Consider the following 13,940-nt stretch of genomic DNA (forward strand, 5'->3'; position numbering starts at 1 on the left):
CGTCCTTTGCCCCGGGCGAGGGATCCCGCCGGTTACTCGATCTCGGAGGCCTTGTAATAGCCGCTGTCGATCAGCACCGGCCGCCAGTTGGCGGCGGTGACCGGAACCGGCTCCAGCAGATAGGAGGGAACGACCTTCTTGCCGTTGTCATAGGTGGTGGTGTCGTTGATTTCGGGCTCGCCGCCGCCCATCACGGCGTCGACCATGCCGACCGTCACCCGGGCGAGTTCGCGGGTGTCCTTGAAGATGGTCGAATACTGGTCGCCGCGCAGGATGGCCTTGACCGAGGGGACTTCGGCATCCTGGCCGGTGACGATGGGCATGGCCATGTCGCCCGAGCCGTAGCCCACCCCCTTCAGCGACGAGATGATGCCGATCGACAGGCCGTCATAGGGCGAGAGCACCCCATGGACCTTCTTGCCCGTGTAGTTGGCCGAGAGCAGATTGTCCATGCGCGCCTGGGCCACGGCGCCGTCCCAGCGCAGCGTGCCCACCTTGTCCATGCCCATCTGGCCCGAGGGGATCACCACCGAGCCGTCCTTGATCAGCGGATCGAGCACCGACATCGCGCCGTTGTAGAAGAAATAGGCGTTGTTGTCGTCGGGCGAGCCGCCGAAGAGTTCCACGTTCCAGGGCTTCTGGTCGGGGAAGCGCTGTTTCAGCCCTTCGACCAGGGTGGTGGCCTGCTGGACGCCGACCTTGAAATTGTCGAAGGTGGCGTAATAGTTCACATGCTCGCTGTCGCGGATCAGCCGGTCATAGGCGATCACCTTGATGCCGGCGGCGTCGGCGTTGGCCAGCACGTTCGACAGGGTGGTGCCGTCGATCGCGGCGATGACCAGGACGTCGACGCCCTTGGTCACCATGTTTTCGATCTGCGCCAGCTGGTTGGGAATGTCGTCTTCGGCATATTGCAGATCGGTCTCGTAGCCGGCGGCCTTGAACTGCTCGACCATCGAGCTGCCGTCGGAGATCCAGCGGGCAGAGGATTTGGTGGGCATGGAGATGCCCACATACCCCTCGCCGGCCGATGCCAGGTCCGCGCCCCCCATGGCGATCACGGACAGGCCGGCCGCAAGCGCGACCGTCTTCAATGCCCTCATCTTTTCCTCCCTTCGCGGCGCCCCCTGGTTCAGCCCCGCTTCTGCGGAGTCCGCCGGGACGGCCCTTGCTTTTGTGGCGCAACTCATCGGCGGACGGTCCGCCCGGTCATTGCCGCTGGGTCTATTGGTAAGAGGATTGGATATGCCGGTCAAATCGGCATAATCGTATTGGATATATCATTCCCGGCATATCACATGCATCGGCAGGACGGGAGGTGGCCTTCATGGAGAGCGGCCCGAACAAGGTGGGGCGGCGCGACCGGCTGATCGGCCGTGGCATCAAATTCCGTCATCTGCGGGTGCTGGCAGAGCTGCTGGACACCCCGCAGGTCAGCGCGGCCGCGGCCCGGCTGAACATGACCCAGCCCACCGCCTCGCGCCTGCTGGCCGAGGCGGAGACCATCGTCGGCGTGCCCTTGTATGAACGCCATCCGCGGGGCATCCGCCTGACCGTGATGGGGGTAACCCTGGCCGACCGCGCCCGGCGCCTGCTGCGGGATCTGGACCAGACCGATCGCGAGATCGAGGATATGGGCCGTGGTACCCGGGGCACCGTCAATATCGGCGCGGTGACCGGGCCGGCGCTGGAGATCATCCTGCCGGTGATCCGCCAGCTGCGCGTGACCCATCCCGACATCCGCGTCAACGTATCGGTCGACCTGTCGGACAAGCTGGCCGGCGAGCTTCTGGCGGGGGCGGTGGATTTCTACATCGGCCGCCTGCCGGCCGATCGGGATCCGCGGAGCTTCGTGATCCGCACCATCGGCGAGGAACCCTTGAGCCTGGTGGTCCGCAAGGGCCACCCGCTGACCCGCAAACCCGCCCCGACGCTGGAAGACTGCGTCGCCTATGACTGGATCCTGCAGCCCCAGGGCGGGCTGATGCGGACCACGGTCGAGGCTTATCTGCTCGGCCGCGGATGCACCCTGCCGGACCGGGTGCTGGGGACCTCCTCGATCCTGCTGACGCTGGCCCTGATCGCCAGTTCGAACGGCATCGGCACGCTGGCGCGCACCGTGGCGCGGTTCTATGCCGATCACGAAGGCATGGGCATGGGCATCGTGACCCTGCCGGTGGCCGAGGATATGCGGGTGACGCCCTATGCCCTGATCCGTTCCCGCGATGTCGACCCGACACCGGCGGCAGAGACCGTGTTCACCATGATCCACGAACGCATCGGCGGCCTGGACCTGCATGCCTGACCGGCCAGGCCCGCAGGTCTGGCCGGGGCGGAATGTCGCGGCAGGCAATAATATTCTTCTGATATACATATATTGTCTGCCCCCTGCCGGAGCCCCTTCCCATGGACGAGGTCACCATCGCGCGCGTCATTCACGTCCTGGCGGTCCTGCACTGGATCGGGGGGCTGTGGCTGGTCACCTTCGTGCTGCTGCCGGCCGTCGGCCGGATGGCGGAACCCGCCCGGCGGCTGGAGGTGTTCGAGGCGATCGAGGGGCGGTTTTCGGGCCAGGCGCGGGTGTCGGTGGTGCTGGCCGGGCTGTCGGGGTTCTGGATGACCTGGCGGCTGGATGCCTGGTGGCGCTTCGCCGAGCCCGGCTATTGGTGGATGCATGCCATGGTCGTGCTGTGGGCGATCTTTGCCGTGATCCTGCTGATCGCCGAGCCGCTGGTGCTGCATGCCTGGTTCCACCGGGCCGCCGCCAGCCGGCCCGAGGCGGTGTACCGGCTGGTGCTGCGTGCCCATCGGGTGCTGGCGGCGGTGGCCGCGGTCACGGTGGCGGGCGCCGTGGCTGGCGCCCATGGCATGCTGTTCTGATCGGCGGGGATGCCGGTCAATCCATCTCGATCACCAGCTTGCCGAAGGGGCCGCGGTCGAGATGGGCGAAGGCCTCGCGGATGGCGTCGGGCCGATAGCGCCGGGCGATGACCGGCTGAAGGCCCAGCATGTTCACCGCGCGGACGAAATCTTCCAGCCCGCGCCGGTGGCCGACGGCGATGCCCTGGATTACCGGCGCCTTGGTCAGCAGCGGTTTGACATTGGCCGATATTTCGGCGCCGTCGAGCACGCCGATCACCGAGATCCGGCCGCCGGGGGCGAGCGCGCGGAGCGAGGTGCCGAGGCCGGCGCCGCCCGCCACCTCCAGCAGATGATCGACCCCGCGCCCGCCGGTCGCCGCCACCACCGCCGCGGCCCAGTCGCCCGCACTGCGATCGATGCCGTGATCGGCGCCGAGGGCGCGCGCCTGCGCCAGCTTGTCGGCCGAGCCCGAGGTGACCAGCACACGTGCGCCATGCGCCCGTGCGATCTGCAACCCGAACAGCGCCACCCCGCCGGTGCCCTGAACCAGCACCGTGTCGCCGGCGCGGATGCGGCCGTATTCCACCAGCGCCATCCAGGCGGTCAGCCCGGCCACCGGCAGGGTGGCGGCGCCGGCATCGTCGAGGCTGCGGGGTGCCGCCACCAGCCAGTCTGCGGGCAGCACCGCATGGGTGGCGAGCAGGCCGGGCAGGGTGCCGGCCAGGGTGTCGAGCGGCAGCGGCCAGGCGCCGCCCGGCCTGCGGCCGTCGATCCAGTCGGGGATGAACTGCGCGATCACCCGGTCGTCGGTTTTGAAACGCGAGACGCCGGCACCGGTCGCCAGCACGCGGCCGGCCATGTCGGAAGCGGGGGAGACCGGCAGGCTGAGCGGCAGGCCCATGCCGGTCTCCACCACCATCTTGTCGCGATAATTCAGCGCCACCGCGCCGATCTTCACCAGGACCTCGCCCGGGCCGGGCCTGGGGATGGGCCGGGTTTCGGGCCGGAGGGTCGCGATGTCGTGGGCGCTGATCGTCCAGCGGGTCATGGTGCCGTCGGTCATGGGGCCTCTCTCCGGCGGGGGGATGATGGAGCCCGCAGGCTAGCCCGGAATTTCAGTCGCCAGTTGCGCCGATATGTCGGAAGATTGGCGCCTGGTAGGCAACAAAAGACGGGTCATACGGCGGATCATGGACCGGTTGAGCGGCATCGGCGTCTTCGTGGAGGCGGCGGAGGCGGGCAGTTTTTCGGCGGCGGCCGAACGGCTGGCCTTATCGCGCTCGGCGGTCGCCAAGACGGTGGGCCGGCTGGAGGCGCGGCTGGGCGTGCGGCTGTTCCACCGCACCACCCGCGCCCAGGCGCTGACCGAAGAGGGCCAGGCCTTTCTGGAGCACTGCCTGCGGGGGCTGGCCGAAATCCGTGCGGGAGAGGCGATGCTCGACCACGGCCGCCGCGCGGTTTCAGGGCGTCTCAGGGTGTCGCTGCCGGTGCTGTTCGGGCGGCGCTGCGTTGCGCCGATCCTGACCGGGCTTGCCCGCGAACATCCGGGGCTGGAACTGGACCTGCATTTCACCGACCGGCTGGTCGATCTGGTCGAGGACGGCATCGATCTCGCCATCCGCAACGGCCCGCTGGAGGATGCCGCGGGGCTGATGGCCCGCCTGGTCGCCCGCCAGCGGATGACGATCGTGGCCTCGCCCGACTATCTGGCCCGGCGCGGCACGCCCGCCGATCTGGCGGCGCTGGCCGATCACGACTGCCTGGTCTATCTCCGCGGCGGCCGGGTGCGCGGCTGGCTGTTCCCGATGCCGGACGGCCGCGATGCGGTGATCCGCCCGGCGGCGCGGCTGCGCTTCGACGATCTGGAGGCCCTGGCCGATGCGGCCGCGGCGGGGCTCGGCCTGACCTGGCTGCCCTGCTGGCTGGTCCGCGACCGGATCCGCGCCGGCACGCTGGCCGAAGTGCTGACCGACCAGCCGGCCACCGTCTTCACCAGCCACGCGATCTGGCCGCGCAGCCCGCACCCCGACCTGAAGCTGCGGCTGGCCGTCGACCGGCTGGCCGCGCGGCTGCCCGGCGCGGCGGAGCTTTGAGCGGGGAACGGTGCGGCGTGCCCTTGCCGGGGCCTTAGCGCATTTCCGGGGCCATCGTGAGGCGCGTCTTCATGTCGGCGGCCGTCAGAATGGGACTCGGAAAGTCGTCTGCGAGCACCAGCAGATCACGGTCCCCGGTGAGGAGTGCAGTGGCGTGGCCGGCGAGTGCCAGCACCAGGAAGGGCTGATCGAACGGATCGCGGCAATCCGGGACCGCAGGCGGTGGGACGGGGATCAGCACTGTCTCGCACCAGGGCAGATCGTCAGCCAGCAGGTCCTCGTGCCCAGGCAACGGCATCGGCAATATCTGCTTCCGACAGGTTCAATTCTTCCAGCTTGGCCCGGACAGCATCAGCGCGGTTGATGCGAACCGGGGTGAGTATGATGCGGCCGTTCTCTTCGACCACATCGAAATACTCCGCGCCCTCTACCGCAGCGACCACCGCCTTTGGCAGAGTGAGTTGGTTTTCAGATGTCAGCTTTGCAAGCATGTAGATGTTCCTGGGAAGTAAGGAAATACTGACATCATGATTTCCAGGATTCAAGGGGATGTGAGGCTGCCGGACCCGGTTGGAGCCCGGCGCCATCGTCACCCCCGGCACCGGTCCAGATACCCCACCAGCATCTCCCCCAGCGCCTGACCGAAGGCCTCGACCGCGGCCGGTGATTGGGGGGTTTCCGAGTAGTCCTTTCCGACCGATTTCAGCGTGCGCATGATCACCTCGCCGGTGAGCGCGCGGCGGGCGTCGTCGGCGTCGGGGAGGGCTTCGTGCATGAAGGCGGCGAGGGTGTCGTGGATCCAGGCGCGGGCGGCGCGGGCCTCGGGGGCATCGCGGTAGAGCGGGGCGGCGTCGTCGAGTGCGCGGCGGATGGCGGCCTCTTCGCATTCCGAGCGGAGGAAAGTGGCTGCCAGATCGCGCAGCCGGTCGGCCGGCGTGCGGCTGGTGTCCGACAGGATCGCATGCATCTGGCGGCCGGTCCGCTGCCATTCATCGCTTTGCAGGCGGAACAGGATCGCCGCCTTGTTGGGGAAATACTGGTAGAGCGAGCCCACGGCCACGCCCGCCCGTTCCGCCACCCGCGCGGTGGTGAAACGCTGCGCGCCCTCGGTCGTCAGAACCTGAACCGCCGCTTCCAGGATCGCCGCCACCAGCCCCTCGGACCGGGATTGTTGCGGGCGTTTTCGCAAGGAAATCCGCGGGGTCGGGGCAGGGGGCATCAGGGGCTCCGCCAATGCGATTAGCGTGAATGCGACGATCTCGTCATATTCTTAGGGCGAGGCGGCGCCCCTCTCAATCCGAAATCACCGAGACCCGAAACCCCCGAGACCTGAAATCTCTGTGTCCGAGAGGGATGTTGCCCCATGTCGACCCTGATCACCACGCCCGTGGCGCCACTGCTCGACCGCCTGTTCGCCGAGGCCGCCGCGGCAGAAATCCCGCCGGCCCTGGCCCGGCTCTCTGCCGAAGAGCGCGATCGGCTGATGCGCAGCCGAAGCCTCTATCGCGATCTCTATCATGGTCTGGCCGAGGTCGCGCTGCCGGTCTCGCCCACAACCGGGCGTCTGCTTTACATGCTGGCATGCAGCCTGAAGGCGCAGACGATCGTCGAATTCGGCACCTCCTTCGGCATCTCGACCCTGCATCTGGCGGCGGCGCTGCGCGATACGGCCGGTGCGGATGGTGCGGGCCGGATCATCACCACCGAATTCGAGCCCGCCAAGGCCGCCCGTGCGCGCGACAACCTGCGGGCCGCCGGCCTGGCCGATCTGGTCGAGCTGCGCGAGGGCGATGCGCTGGAAACGCTGGCCCGCGATCTGCCGCCGGCGATCGATCTGGTGCTGCTCGACGGCGCCAAGGTGCTCTATGCCGAGATCCTGGCGCTGATCGAGCCGCATCTCCGCCCCGGCGCCCTGGTGGTGGCCGACAATGCCGAACACGCCCCCGACTATCTGGCCCGGGTCCGCGACCCGGCCAATGGCTGGCTGTCGGTGCCCTTTGGCGGCGATGTCGAACTGTCGATGCGGCTCGGCTGACCATCGGCGGCCGCCTCTTTCCCGCCCTTCCTTGTGGTGGAGCGTCCCATGACGACCTCTTCAGCCGGTGCGCAGGCGCGGCTTCTGCTGCTGGTTGCCGTTCTTTTCCTTTCGTATCTCTGCGTCGCGATCCCGCTGCCGGTGGTGCCGGTGCAGGTCACCGACGGGCTGGGCCTGGGCAATCTTCAGGCCGGTCTGGCGGTGGGCATCGCCTTCCTCGCCACCATCCTCACCCGCGGCCCGGCCGGGCGGGTATCGGACCGCGCGGGGGCGAAGATCGCGGTCGGGCGCGGCCTGGCGCTTTATGCCGCGGGCGCCCTGGTCTCGCTGCTGGCGGGGCTGACATCACTCGCGCCGATAACTGCGTTTGTGGTTCTGCTCGCCGGTCGGTTGCTGGTCGGCCTGGGCGAGAGCCTGGTCGGCGTCGGCGTGGTCGCCTGGGGCATCGGCATTGCCGGGCCGGCGCGGGCCGGCCGGGTGCTGGCGCTGGTGGGGGCTGCGATCTATGGCGCGCTGGGCCTGGGCGGCCCGCTCGGCCTGCTGCTGATGGAGTATGCGGGCTTCATGGGGGCCATGGCGGTGGCGGCATTGTTGCCCTGCCTGGGCCTGATTGCCGTCGCGGCCATGCCGGGGGTGGCCCCGCATCCCGATGCCGCGCGCCCCTCCTTCCTGTCGGTGATGGGGCGGATCTGGCGGCACGGGCTGATCGTCTGCCTGCAGGGCATCGGCTTCGCCGCGATCGGCGCCTTCTTCGTGCTGCTGTTCCTGAACCGGGGCTGGGCCCATGCCGGGCTGGGGCTGGCCGCCTTCGGCGCCGGTTTCGTGCTGGTGCGCATCCTGTTCGGCCATCTGCCCGACCGGCTGGGCGGGCTGCCGGTCGCCACGGCTTCGCTGGCGGTAGAGGCGGCGGGCCAGATCCTGATCTGGGCGGCGCCGCTGCCGGAGCTGGCGCTGGCCGGCGCCTTCCTCACCGGGCTCGGCTGTTCGATGGTGTTTCCCGCCATGGGGCGCGAGGTGGTGCATCTGGTGCCGCCGCATCTGCGCGGCACGGCGCTGGGCGGCTTTTCCGCCTTTCAGGATCTGGCCTATGGCCTGACCGGCCCGCTGGCCGGGCTGGTCGCCGACCGTGCCGGCTATGGCCCGGTCTTCCTGATCGGCGGCTGTGCGGCGGGGGCGGGCTTCCTGATCGCGCTGCTGATCGGCCGGCGCCGTCACCAAACGGTCGCAGGATGACCCCGCCGATGCCACACGCCCGTCTCCAGGTTGGACTCAGGCAGAAGGAGTGTGGTGATGCCCATCCGTCTTCCCAAAACGACCCGTCTGCGGCTGCCCCATCTGCGGTTGCCCGATCTGCGGTTGCTCGTCCTGGGGGCGCTGGTGGTGGCCATGCCGGCCCGCGCCGATCAGGGGCCGCTGAAGCTCGCGGCCCTGACCAACCGGCCGTCGCAGGCCCCGGTCACGCCGCGCGCCCTGGCCCCCCGGCTGGACGGCAGCCTGCCGCCCGGCCGGCTGCCGGCCCCGGACGAGGTGTTGAGCTACCGGCCGGACCCGGCGGTGCGCCGGCGCAATTTCGAGGTGTTCGTCGATCGCCTGCGCGCCCATGATGCCGGCGCCGCCGAAAATCTCGACCGGCTGCTGACCGACAACGACGTCATCGCCGCCGCCCGCGACTGGCTGAAACCCTATGGCATGCGGCCGGAAAACGTGGCCGATGCCATGGCGGTCTATCTCTCCACCGCCTGGGCCGCGGTCCGCGGCAGCGATGCCGACCCGGCGCCCGAGGTGATGCGCGGCCTCAGCGACCAGCTGGCGGCGGCCATCGGCGCCACCCCCGGCTTCACCCGGGCGAGCGATGCCGAAAAGCAGGAACTGGCCGAATCGATGATCGTTCAGGCGGTCATCATCTCCCGTCATGCCAGCGCCGCCCGCGACCACCCCGAGCTGCAGAAGCGGGTCGGCGAGGCGGTGGCGCGGGGCGCGCAGGCGACCTTCGGGCTGGACCTGACCCGGCTGGATCTTACGGTGGAGGGGTTGCGGTGAGGGCCGCGCCGGACGGGGACTCCTACCCGCCGAAGACCAGCGACCGGTGCGCGCCCACCCCCGCCCGCACGCCCGAGGCGAGGGCCAGACTGGCATTGTGCATGGGAAAGGCGATGTCGCCCGCGGCGTAGACGCCCGCAACCGAGGTCAGGCCCCAGTCGTCGGTCGCGATCCAGGGGCCGGTCGGGCCGGTTTCGGTGCGGCAGCCCAGCATCCCGGGCAGGGGGGTGGTGAAGGCGGGTTCGGGGGCGACGAACAGGCCGGTCATCGGCAGCGTGCGGCCGTCCGCCAGGCGCAGGCCGGTAAGGGCCGGGGCGGGGCCCAGCAGCTCCGCCACCGGCACGGTTTCGATGGTGATCCCGGCCGCGGCCAGGCGGGCGGCGGTTTCGGCATCGGGGGCGGGGATGCCGTCCAGCAGCAGCGTCGTCGGCCCCCAGTCGGTGAAGAGCAGCGCATGCGCCGCCATGTCGGGGCGGGTGGCGAGCACGCCGATCGGCCCGCCCGCCGTTTCATAGCCATGGCAATAGGGGCAATGCAGCACGCCATGGCCCCAGCGTTCGGCCAGCGCCGCGGCCAGCTTGCGGCCGGCCCCGGCGCCGGGCATGCGGTCGGCCAGGCCATGGGCCAGGATCAGCCGGGCGGCCGACATCTCGCGGCCATCGGCCAGCTGCACCAGGGAACCGTCATCCATGGCGGCAGCGGCGGCCACTTGGCCGCCGATCAGCGTTGCCGCCGGATAGGCGGCAAGCTGGGCGCGGGCCTCTCCCAGAATCGCGGCAGGGCTGCGGCCATCCTGCCCGGGCATGCCGTGCAGCGCGGGCGAGAACCGGTTGCGCGGCTGGCCGGCATCGATCACCGCCACCCGCCGCCGCGCGCGGGCCAGCTGCATCGCCGCCGCCAGCCCCGCAAAGCTGCCGCCGACCACGATCGCGTCGAAGTGCATGGATCTCTCCTGATCACGTATCGTTTAAAGTTACGTAACTTTAGGAGTGGCGTGGCCAGCCCGTCAAGACTCATGTCGCTTCCGCTCTTGCGTGACGGGGCTGCATGATGGGATGAAGGGATCGAAGCCCGCCTGCCACCCTTGACCGCCCGGACCCACGCGATGAGATCCGACAGCCGCCTGTCGCGCATGCTGCATGTGCTGATCCACATGAACCGCCATGACGGCCCGATGACCTCGGACGCCATCGCGGCGATGCTGTCGACCAATCCTGTGGTGGTGCGCCGCACCATGGCCGGCCTGCGCGAGGCGGGCCATGTGCGCTCGGAAAAGGGCCATGGCGGCGGCTGGACCCTGGCGCGGCCGCTGGCCGACATCACGCTTCTGGATGTGTACCGGGCGGTGGGCGACCCTGCCATCTTCGCGATCGGGCTGGCCCGCGACAACCCGGACTGCCTGGTGGAACAGGCGGTGGATGCGGCGTTGGCTGACGCGCTCGCCGCGGCCGAGGCGGTGCTGCGCGCCCGGCTGGCTGCGGTGACGCTTCAGGATCTGGCGCAGGATTTCGAGCGGCGGCTGGCCGATACCGGGCTGACGGGGCCGGCCTGCCCGGTAGAAACCTCTCCGGTCGAGGGCTGAGACCGCGCCACCGTCAGAGCAGCGGGATCACCATCAGCGTCGTGCAGACCGCATTCGCCAGCATGCCGGCTGCCGCCATCGCCGCCATGTCGCCGCCGCGGGGGGCGGCATGGGCCACGCCGATCGCATGGCTGGTGAGGCCGAGGGTGAAGCCGGTGACGCGGTCGTCGTCGCGCAGGCCCGCCAGCCGGGTCAGCGCCAGCCGCGCCAGCAGCGGCGTGACCATGGCGCCGAACAGCCCGTTGCCCAGAATGCCGAGCATGGTGACGTCCATGGTGCTGCCCAGGCTTTGTGCCAGCGGGATCGCGACCGGCGCCGTGACCGCGCGCAGGCCCAGCCCCAGCTGGTCGGCCAGGGGCAGGCCCAGCAGCGGGCCGATCAGGAAGATGCCGAGGAACGAGGTGGCGCCGCCGGCGATCGTGCCCGCCACCAGCGGCCGCCAGACCGCGCGCAGATAGACCCGCATCCGCCAGAGCGGCACGGCCATGGCGGCGGTTGCCGGCAGCAGGGCGGCCGAAAGGGGCGTGGTCGCGCGGCCGTAGTCACCGACCGGAAGATCGATCGCGGTCAGCACGCCGGTGATCAGCACCGCCGCGGTCAGCACCGGGGTCAGAAAGGCCGATCCCCGCGCCGCCGCCCATAACCGCCGCGCCGCGGCCCAGGCCGCGAAGGTGAGCGCCAGCAGCGCCACCCCCTGCCAGGAAAGCGCCCGTGCCCAGGCCAGAAGCTCGGTGACGGGATCAGTCATGGCCGCGCGCCCCGCGCTCCGCCGCCGGGATCGGCGGCTGCCGCCTCAGGCGGGTGAACACGCCCACCGTCACCGCCACCGTCACCGGCAGGGTCAGGCCGATGGCGAGCAGCAGCCCCGGCAGCCGGCCGGGATCTTCCACCATCGCCTGCAGGGCCCGGGTGGCGGGCGGGATGAGGAACAGCCCCAGCAGCGGCAGCAGAACATCCCCCGCCGCCTCGATCGGCCGCCGCGCCGCCGGCAGCCAGGCGAGCACGGCCAGCACGATCGGCACCGCCAGAATCTGCCCCGGCAGCCCGATCCCGGTCACCGCCGACAGCCAGCTGCCGACCATGCAGGCCAGCCCGAACCCGACCGTCCCGACGCAGACCGCGCCGGCCTTCTTCCACCCCGTCGCCATGAAACCCTTCGCGATGCTGTGTGTGGCGGCGGGCAGTATGCATCAGGGGAGGGGGGAAGGGGTAATGCGGTTGGGGCGGGGCGCTTGGGGCGGGGGTGGTATCGGCCGGCTGTCCTGGAAAGCGGCCGGGGCCTTGCCGCTATGGCGTGGATGGCTTAGTCTTTAGAACGATTGGTGAACGAGGTGCGCTATGGCGGACGTCGAGAAGATGACGGTTGTCCTGCCGCCAGACATGGCAGGGGCCGTCCGTGATGCAGTGCAGACGGGCCAATACGCCTCGACCAGCGAGGTGATCGGCGAGGCCGTGCGCGAATGGCACGATCGTCGCGATCTGCTGGGCTACACGGTCGACGAATTGCGCGATCTGGTTCAGGCCGGTATCGACAGCGGCCCGTCGATCGACGCCGAAGAGGTCTTCGCGGGACTTCGTGAGAAGCTGCGCGCCCGCCCTTCCGACGACAGAGTCAGGCTTTCCGACGACCTATGAAGCTTCGGCTTCTTCCGCAGGCGGCGGCGGCATCGCCGATCCCCGCCAGCGCCACCTTGCGCAGGCGCGGCGTGGCGACTGTCTCGGGCGCCGCCAACCGGGTCATCACCCGGTCCAGCAGATCGGCCGGCATTCCACCCGACTGCCGCCAGGACCCCGCGACCGCGAGCGTTTCAGTCCCGCGCCCGCTCTCTGCCCCCAGGACCTCCGCCACCCGGGCGGTCACCAGATCCCGCACCACCACCACGACCAGCCGCATGGCGCCCCCCATCCGATCAACCCTGGGGCGAGGCAATCATCCGGACGGGTGAGCGTGGAGAGTGAAGGGTCACAGGATCGGAGGGGGCGCTTTTGAAAAGGGAGAGGGCAAGACACAGGAAAGCGCATGACCGGAGCGATTGGTCATGGCTTCAAACTCCCGGACGGCCTGAGCGTCGGCGGTTCTCGTTTCCATGACCGGAGCGATTGGTCATGGCTTCAAACTCCCCCTCTTCCAGGCCATTGTCAAGATATCCTGTTTTCGCCCATTTTCCATCGGGACCGAGGTCATTTCATACATACGTATTCGTCCCGTGAAGACATACAGATTTCTGTAATAATATCAGACAATTATAAATTCCACAGGGTCTTTCCGCCATGTTCGACCGTCTGCCCGCTCCCGATCGGCTCCGGGAAGGCTGGTCCAAGATGTTGCGCAACCGCGGCGGCCCGGGTGGTGATGGTGAAAGTCTGGATGCCTTCCGTATCGGTGTCGAGCCCCGGCTTGCCCGGCTGGCGGCGGATGTGCGGGGTGGGACCTGGCGGCCGGGGCCCTATCGTCTGCTCGATCGCCTGAGAGAGGCGACCGGGGACGCCCGTCTGGTCGACCTGGTCGGTCTCTGGCTGGGTGCATAAAATGCACAGACATCATTGGCCTGTGATTTTTTCCGGTGCCCGAGCAGCTCCGGAACATTGCTGAGGGGGCCGGTGCTTCTGCAATCCCAGATCATCAGGCCGTCCGCTCCTGCACCTTCTGGCGCGGGCGGGTGATGGAGATCGATCCGGCATAGACGATTCCGGGCATGATCTGTTTCCAGGTAACGGCCGCAGCATAGATGCGACCAATCTCCGCGGAACTCTGGCACCCATCATCGCAGGTCGCCTGAGCGATCATATGCATCACGTCCCTCACCTTTCCGGCGGCGCTATATTGTCCGGACAAATCTCCTTGCGCCCACCCCCACCCTCTGCATACAGTAACTTGTCCAGACAAAACGGCCGCACCCCAGCCGGCCGGGCACAAGCAACAACCAGGGAGACGGGGCGTGGACGACCAGCGCATTATGCAGCGGACCATCCATTTGCACGTCAATTCGGCGGATGTGGTGCCGGAAGTGATCAACCGGGTGGAGGGGGTTGAGGAACAGGGGCATGTCACGGTCAGGAAAATGGCCGTGGGCGAGCATATCCTGTTTCTGGAAGTCTTCCGCAAGAAAGGGCTGATCGATCCGGTGCACAAGCACATGGATCATGAGACCGTGGCCTATCTGATCAGTGGAAAGATGCGGCTGGTGATTGGTGGCGAGGAGTTCATTGCCACGGCCGGCAGTTCCTGGGTCCATCCGGTCGGGGTTGAGCATTACAGCGAGGCGCTGGAGGATTGTCTTCAGGTCGAGGTGAAGTCGCCGCCGCGCAAGACCTGGGAGTGAGGGCC

At 68.9% G+C, this 13,940-nt stretch carries 20 protein-coding genes; 10 read left to right on the forward strand and 10 right to left on the reverse strand.

The genetic code is table 11. The annotated features are described in order from the left end of the window. Nucleotides 1-32: 32 nt before the first annotated feature. Nucleotides 33-1,103, reverse strand: coding sequence for a multiple monosaccharide ABC transporter substrate-binding protein (gene chvE / locus WI697_RS03545; RefSeq protein ID WP_345957385.1), 1,071 nt, complete (start codon nucleotides 1,101-1,103; stop codon nucleotides 33-35). A 224-nt stretch (nucleotides 1,104-1,327) separates the two neighbouring features. Between chvE and WI697_RS03550 the strand changes: the two genes are divergently transcribed. Beyond that, nucleotides 1,328-2,305, forward strand: a complete 978-nt coding sequence (locus tag WI697_RS03550) for a LysR family transcriptional regulator (RefSeq protein WP_345957386.1) — start codon at nucleotides 1,328-1,330, stop codon at nucleotides 2,303-2,305. Between the two features lie 101 nt (nucleotides 2,306-2,406). Then, the gene (locus tag WI697_RS03555; protein WP_345957387.1) at nucleotides 2,407-2,880 is read left to right on the forward strand and encodes a hypothetical protein; all 474 of its coding nucleotides are present in this window, start codon (nucleotides 2,407-2,409) and stop codon (nucleotides 2,878-2,880) included. Between the two features lie 16 nt (nucleotides 2,881-2,896). Here the strand turns inward: WI697_RS03555 and WI697_RS03560 are convergent, their stop codons facing one another. After that, the gene (locus WI697_RS03560; protein WP_345957388.1) at nucleotides 2,897-3,925 is read right to left on the reverse strand and encodes a zinc-dependent alcohol dehydrogenase family protein; all 1,029 of its coding nucleotides are present in this window, start codon (nucleotides 3,923-3,925) and stop codon (nucleotides 2,897-2,899) included. 127 nt (nucleotides 3,926-4,052) lie between these two features. Here WI697_RS03560 and WI697_RS03565 point away from each other — a divergent pair, with 127 nt between their 5' ends. After that, nucleotides 4,053-4,955, forward strand: coding sequence for a LysR family transcriptional regulator (locus tag WI697_RS03565; protein ID WP_345957389.1), 903 nt, complete (start codon nucleotides 4,053-4,055; stop codon nucleotides 4,953-4,955). 34 nt (nucleotides 4,956-4,989) lie between these two features. Here WI697_RS03565 and WI697_RS03570 read toward each other — a convergent pair whose 3' ends face one another. The 3 genes from WI697_RS03570 to WI697_RS03580 form a co-directional block, all read right to left on the reverse strand. Then, entirely contained in the window at nucleotides 4,990-5,253 is a 264-nt protein-coding gene (locus tag WI697_RS03570; protein WP_345957390.1) for a PIN domain-containing protein, read from the reverse strand. Next, nucleotides 5,219-5,446 carry an AbrB/MazE/SpoVT family DNA-binding domain-containing protein gene (locus WI697_RS03575; RefSeq protein ID WP_345957391.1) on the reverse strand — a complete coding sequence of 76 codons (228 nt, stop codon included), beginning with the start codon at nucleotides 5,444-5,446 and terminating at the stop codon, nucleotides 5,219-5,221. Before WI697_RS03575 ends, WI697_RS03570 begins: the two co-directional genes overlap by 35 nt. A 98-nt stretch (nucleotides 5,447-5,544) precedes the next feature. Continuing rightward, on the reverse strand, nucleotides 5,545-6,174 hold the full coding sequence (locus WI697_RS03580) for a TetR family transcriptional regulator (RefSeq protein ID WP_345957392.1): 630 nt from the start codon (nucleotides 6,172-6,174) through the stop codon (nucleotides 5,545-5,547). Nucleotides 6,175-6,318: 144 nt separating this feature from the next. Here WI697_RS03580 and WI697_RS03585 point away from each other — a divergent pair, with 144 nt between their 5' ends. The 3 genes from WI697_RS03585 to WI697_RS03595 are packed head-to-tail and all read left to right on the forward strand — an operon-like array spanning nucleotide 6,319 to nucleotide 9,030. Continuing rightward, nucleotides 6,319-6,990 carry an O-methyltransferase gene (locus WI697_RS03585; RefSeq protein WP_345957393.1) on the forward strand — a complete coding sequence of 224 codons (672 nt, stop codon included), beginning with the start codon at nucleotides 6,319-6,321 and terminating at the stop codon, nucleotides 6,988-6,990. A 48-nt stretch (nucleotides 6,991-7,038) separates the two neighbouring features. After that, nucleotides 7,039-8,223, forward strand: a complete 1,185-nt coding sequence (locus tag WI697_RS03590; protein ID WP_345957394.1) for an MFS transporter — start codon at nucleotides 7,039-7,041, stop codon at nucleotides 8,221-8,223. 57 nt (nucleotides 8,224-8,280) lie between these two features. Beyond that, complete coding sequence (locus WI697_RS03595) at nucleotides 8,281-9,030, forward strand: DUF6683 family protein (RefSeq protein WP_345957395.1); 750 nt, start codon at nucleotides 8,281-8,283, stop codon at nucleotides 9,028-9,030. Nucleotides 9,031-9,052: 22 nt separating this feature from the next. On the opposite strand, the gene WI697_RS03600 is transcribed toward WI697_RS03595, so the two are convergent. Beyond that, nucleotides 9,053-9,973 (reverse strand): NAD(P)/FAD-dependent oxidoreductase, encoded by a 921-nt coding sequence (locus WI697_RS03600; protein ID WP_345957396.1) that lies wholly within the window; start codon nucleotides 9,971-9,973, stop codon nucleotides 9,053-9,055. Between the two features lie 162 nt (nucleotides 9,974-10,135). Between WI697_RS03600 and WI697_RS03605 the strand changes: the two genes are divergently transcribed. Then, nucleotides 10,136-10,612 carry an Rrf2 family transcriptional regulator gene (locus WI697_RS03605; RefSeq protein ID WP_345957397.1) on the forward strand — a complete coding sequence of 159 codons (477 nt, stop codon included), beginning with the start codon at nucleotides 10,136-10,138 and terminating at the stop codon, nucleotides 10,610-10,612. 13 nt (nucleotides 10,613-10,625) lie between these two features. On the opposite strand, the gene WI697_RS03610 is transcribed toward WI697_RS03605, so the two are convergent. Beyond that, entirely contained in the window at nucleotides 10,626-11,360 is a 735-nt protein-coding gene (locus WI697_RS03610; protein WP_345957398.1) for an LrgB family protein, read from the reverse strand. Next, nucleotides 11,353-11,760, reverse strand: coding sequence for a CidA/LrgA family protein (locus WI697_RS03615; protein ID WP_345957399.1), 408 nt, complete (start codon nucleotides 11,758-11,760; stop codon nucleotides 11,353-11,355). The genes WI697_RS03610 and WI697_RS03615 overlap by 8 nt, the downstream gene beginning before the upstream one ends. A 190-nt stretch (nucleotides 11,761-11,950) precedes the next feature. Here WI697_RS03615 and WI697_RS03620 point away from each other — a divergent pair, with 190 nt between their 5' ends. Beyond that, nucleotides 11,951-12,247, forward strand: coding sequence for a type II toxin-antitoxin system ParD family antitoxin (locus WI697_RS03620; RefSeq protein WP_345957400.1), 297 nt, complete (start codon nucleotides 11,951-11,953; stop codon nucleotides 12,245-12,247). Here the strand turns inward: WI697_RS03620 and WI697_RS03625 are convergent. Next, nucleotides 12,225-12,506, reverse strand: coding sequence for a hypothetical protein (locus WI697_RS03625; protein ID WP_345957401.1), 282 nt, complete (start codon nucleotides 12,504-12,506; stop codon nucleotides 12,225-12,227). The two genes, WI697_RS03620 and WI697_RS03625, sit on opposite strands and share 23 nt — an antisense overlap. Nucleotides 12,507-12,934: 428 nt before the next feature. Here WI697_RS03625 and WI697_RS03630 point away from each other — a divergent pair, with 428 nt between their 5' ends. Next, nucleotides 12,935-13,141, forward strand: coding sequence for a hypothetical protein (locus WI697_RS03630; protein ID WP_345957402.1), 207 nt, complete (start codon nucleotides 12,935-12,937; stop codon nucleotides 13,139-13,141). A 94-nt stretch (nucleotides 13,142-13,235) separates the two neighbouring features. On the opposite strand, the gene WI697_RS03635 is transcribed toward WI697_RS03630, so the two are convergent. Next, a complete protein-coding gene (locus WI697_RS03635; protein ID WP_345957403.1) occupies nucleotides 13,236-13,409 on the reverse strand; it encodes a hypothetical protein in 174 nt (57 codons plus the stop codon). Between the two features lie 142 nt (nucleotides 13,410-13,551). Between WI697_RS03635 and WI697_RS03640 the strand changes: the two genes are divergently transcribed. Beyond that, nucleotides 13,552-13,935 carry a cupin domain-containing protein gene (locus WI697_RS03640; protein WP_345957404.1) on the forward strand — a complete coding sequence of 128 codons (384 nt, stop codon included), beginning with the start codon at nucleotides 13,552-13,554 and terminating at the stop codon, nucleotides 13,933-13,935. Nucleotides 13,936-13,940: the final 5 nt, after the last annotated feature.

This window comes from Tistrella mobilis (assembly GCF_039634785.1).
Classification (GTDB): domain Bacteria; phylum Pseudomonadota; class Alphaproteobacteria; order Tistrellales; family Tistrellaceae; genus Tistrella; species Tistrella mobilis.

Bases quoted from the DNA above. Each gene is read 5' to 3' on its own strand.
- chvE (WP_345957385.1), bottom strand. From the start codon at position 1,103: ATGAGGGCATTGAAGACGGTCGCGCTTGCGGCCGGCCTGTCCGTGATC.
- WI697_RS03550 (WP_345957386.1), top strand. From the start codon at position 1,328: ATGGAGAGCGGCCCGAACAAGGTGGGGCGGCGCGACCGGCTGATCGGC.
- WI697_RS03555 (WP_345957387.1), top strand. From the start codon at position 2,407: ATGGACGAGGTCACCATCGCGCGCGTCATTCACGTCCTGGCGGTCCTG.
- WI697_RS03560 (WP_345957388.1), bottom strand. From the start codon at position 3,925: ATGACCGACGGCACCATGACCCGCTGGACGATCAGCGCCCACGACATC.
- WI697_RS03565 (WP_345957389.1), top strand. From the start codon at position 4,053: ATGGACCGGTTGAGCGGCATCGGCGTCTTCGTGGAGGCGGCGGAGGCG.
- WI697_RS03570 (WP_345957390.1), bottom strand. From the start codon at position 5,253: ATGCCGTTGCCTGGGCACGAGGACCTGCTGGCTGACGATCTGCCCTGG.
- WI697_RS03575 (WP_345957391.1), bottom strand. From the start codon at position 5,446: ATGCTTGCAAAGCTGACATCTGAAAACCAACTCACTCTGCCAAAGGCG.
- WI697_RS03580 (WP_345957392.1), bottom strand. From the start codon at position 6,174: ATGCCCCCTGCCCCGACCCCGCGGATTTCCTTGCGAAAACGCCCGCAA.
- WI697_RS03585 (WP_345957393.1), top strand. From the start codon at position 6,319: ATGTCGACCCTGATCACCACGCCCGTGGCGCCACTGCTCGACCGCCTG.
- WI697_RS03590 (WP_345957394.1), top strand. From the start codon at position 7,039: ATGACGACCTCTTCAGCCGGTGCGCAGGCGCGGCTTCTGCTGCTGGTT.
- WI697_RS03595 (WP_345957395.1), top strand. From the start codon at position 8,281: ATGCCCATCCGTCTTCCCAAAACGACCCGTCTGCGGCTGCCCCATCTG.
- WI697_RS03600 (WP_345957396.1), bottom strand. From the start codon at position 9,973: ATGCACTTCGACGCGATCGTGGTCGGCGGCAGCTTTGCGGGGCTGGCG.
- WI697_RS03605 (WP_345957397.1), top strand. From the start codon at position 10,136: ATGAGATCCGACAGCCGCCTGTCGCGCATGCTGCATGTGCTGATCCAC.
- WI697_RS03610 (WP_345957398.1), bottom strand. From the start codon at position 11,360: ATGACTGATCCCGTCACCGAGCTTCTGGCCTGGGCACGGGCGCTTTCC.
- WI697_RS03615 (WP_345957399.1), bottom strand. From the start codon at position 11,760: ATGGCGACGGGGTGGAAGAAGGCCGGCGCGGTCTGCGTCGGGACGGTC.
- WI697_RS03620 (WP_345957400.1), top strand. From the start codon at position 11,951: ATGGCGGACGTCGAGAAGATGACGGTTGTCCTGCCGCCAGACATGGCA.
- WI697_RS03625 (WP_345957401.1), bottom strand. From the start codon at position 12,506: ATGCGGCTGGTCGTGGTGGTGGTGCGGGATCTGGTGACCGCCCGGGTG.
- WI697_RS03630 (WP_345957402.1), top strand. From the start codon at position 12,935: ATGTTGCGCAACCGCGGCGGCCCGGGTGGTGATGGTGAAAGTCTGGAT.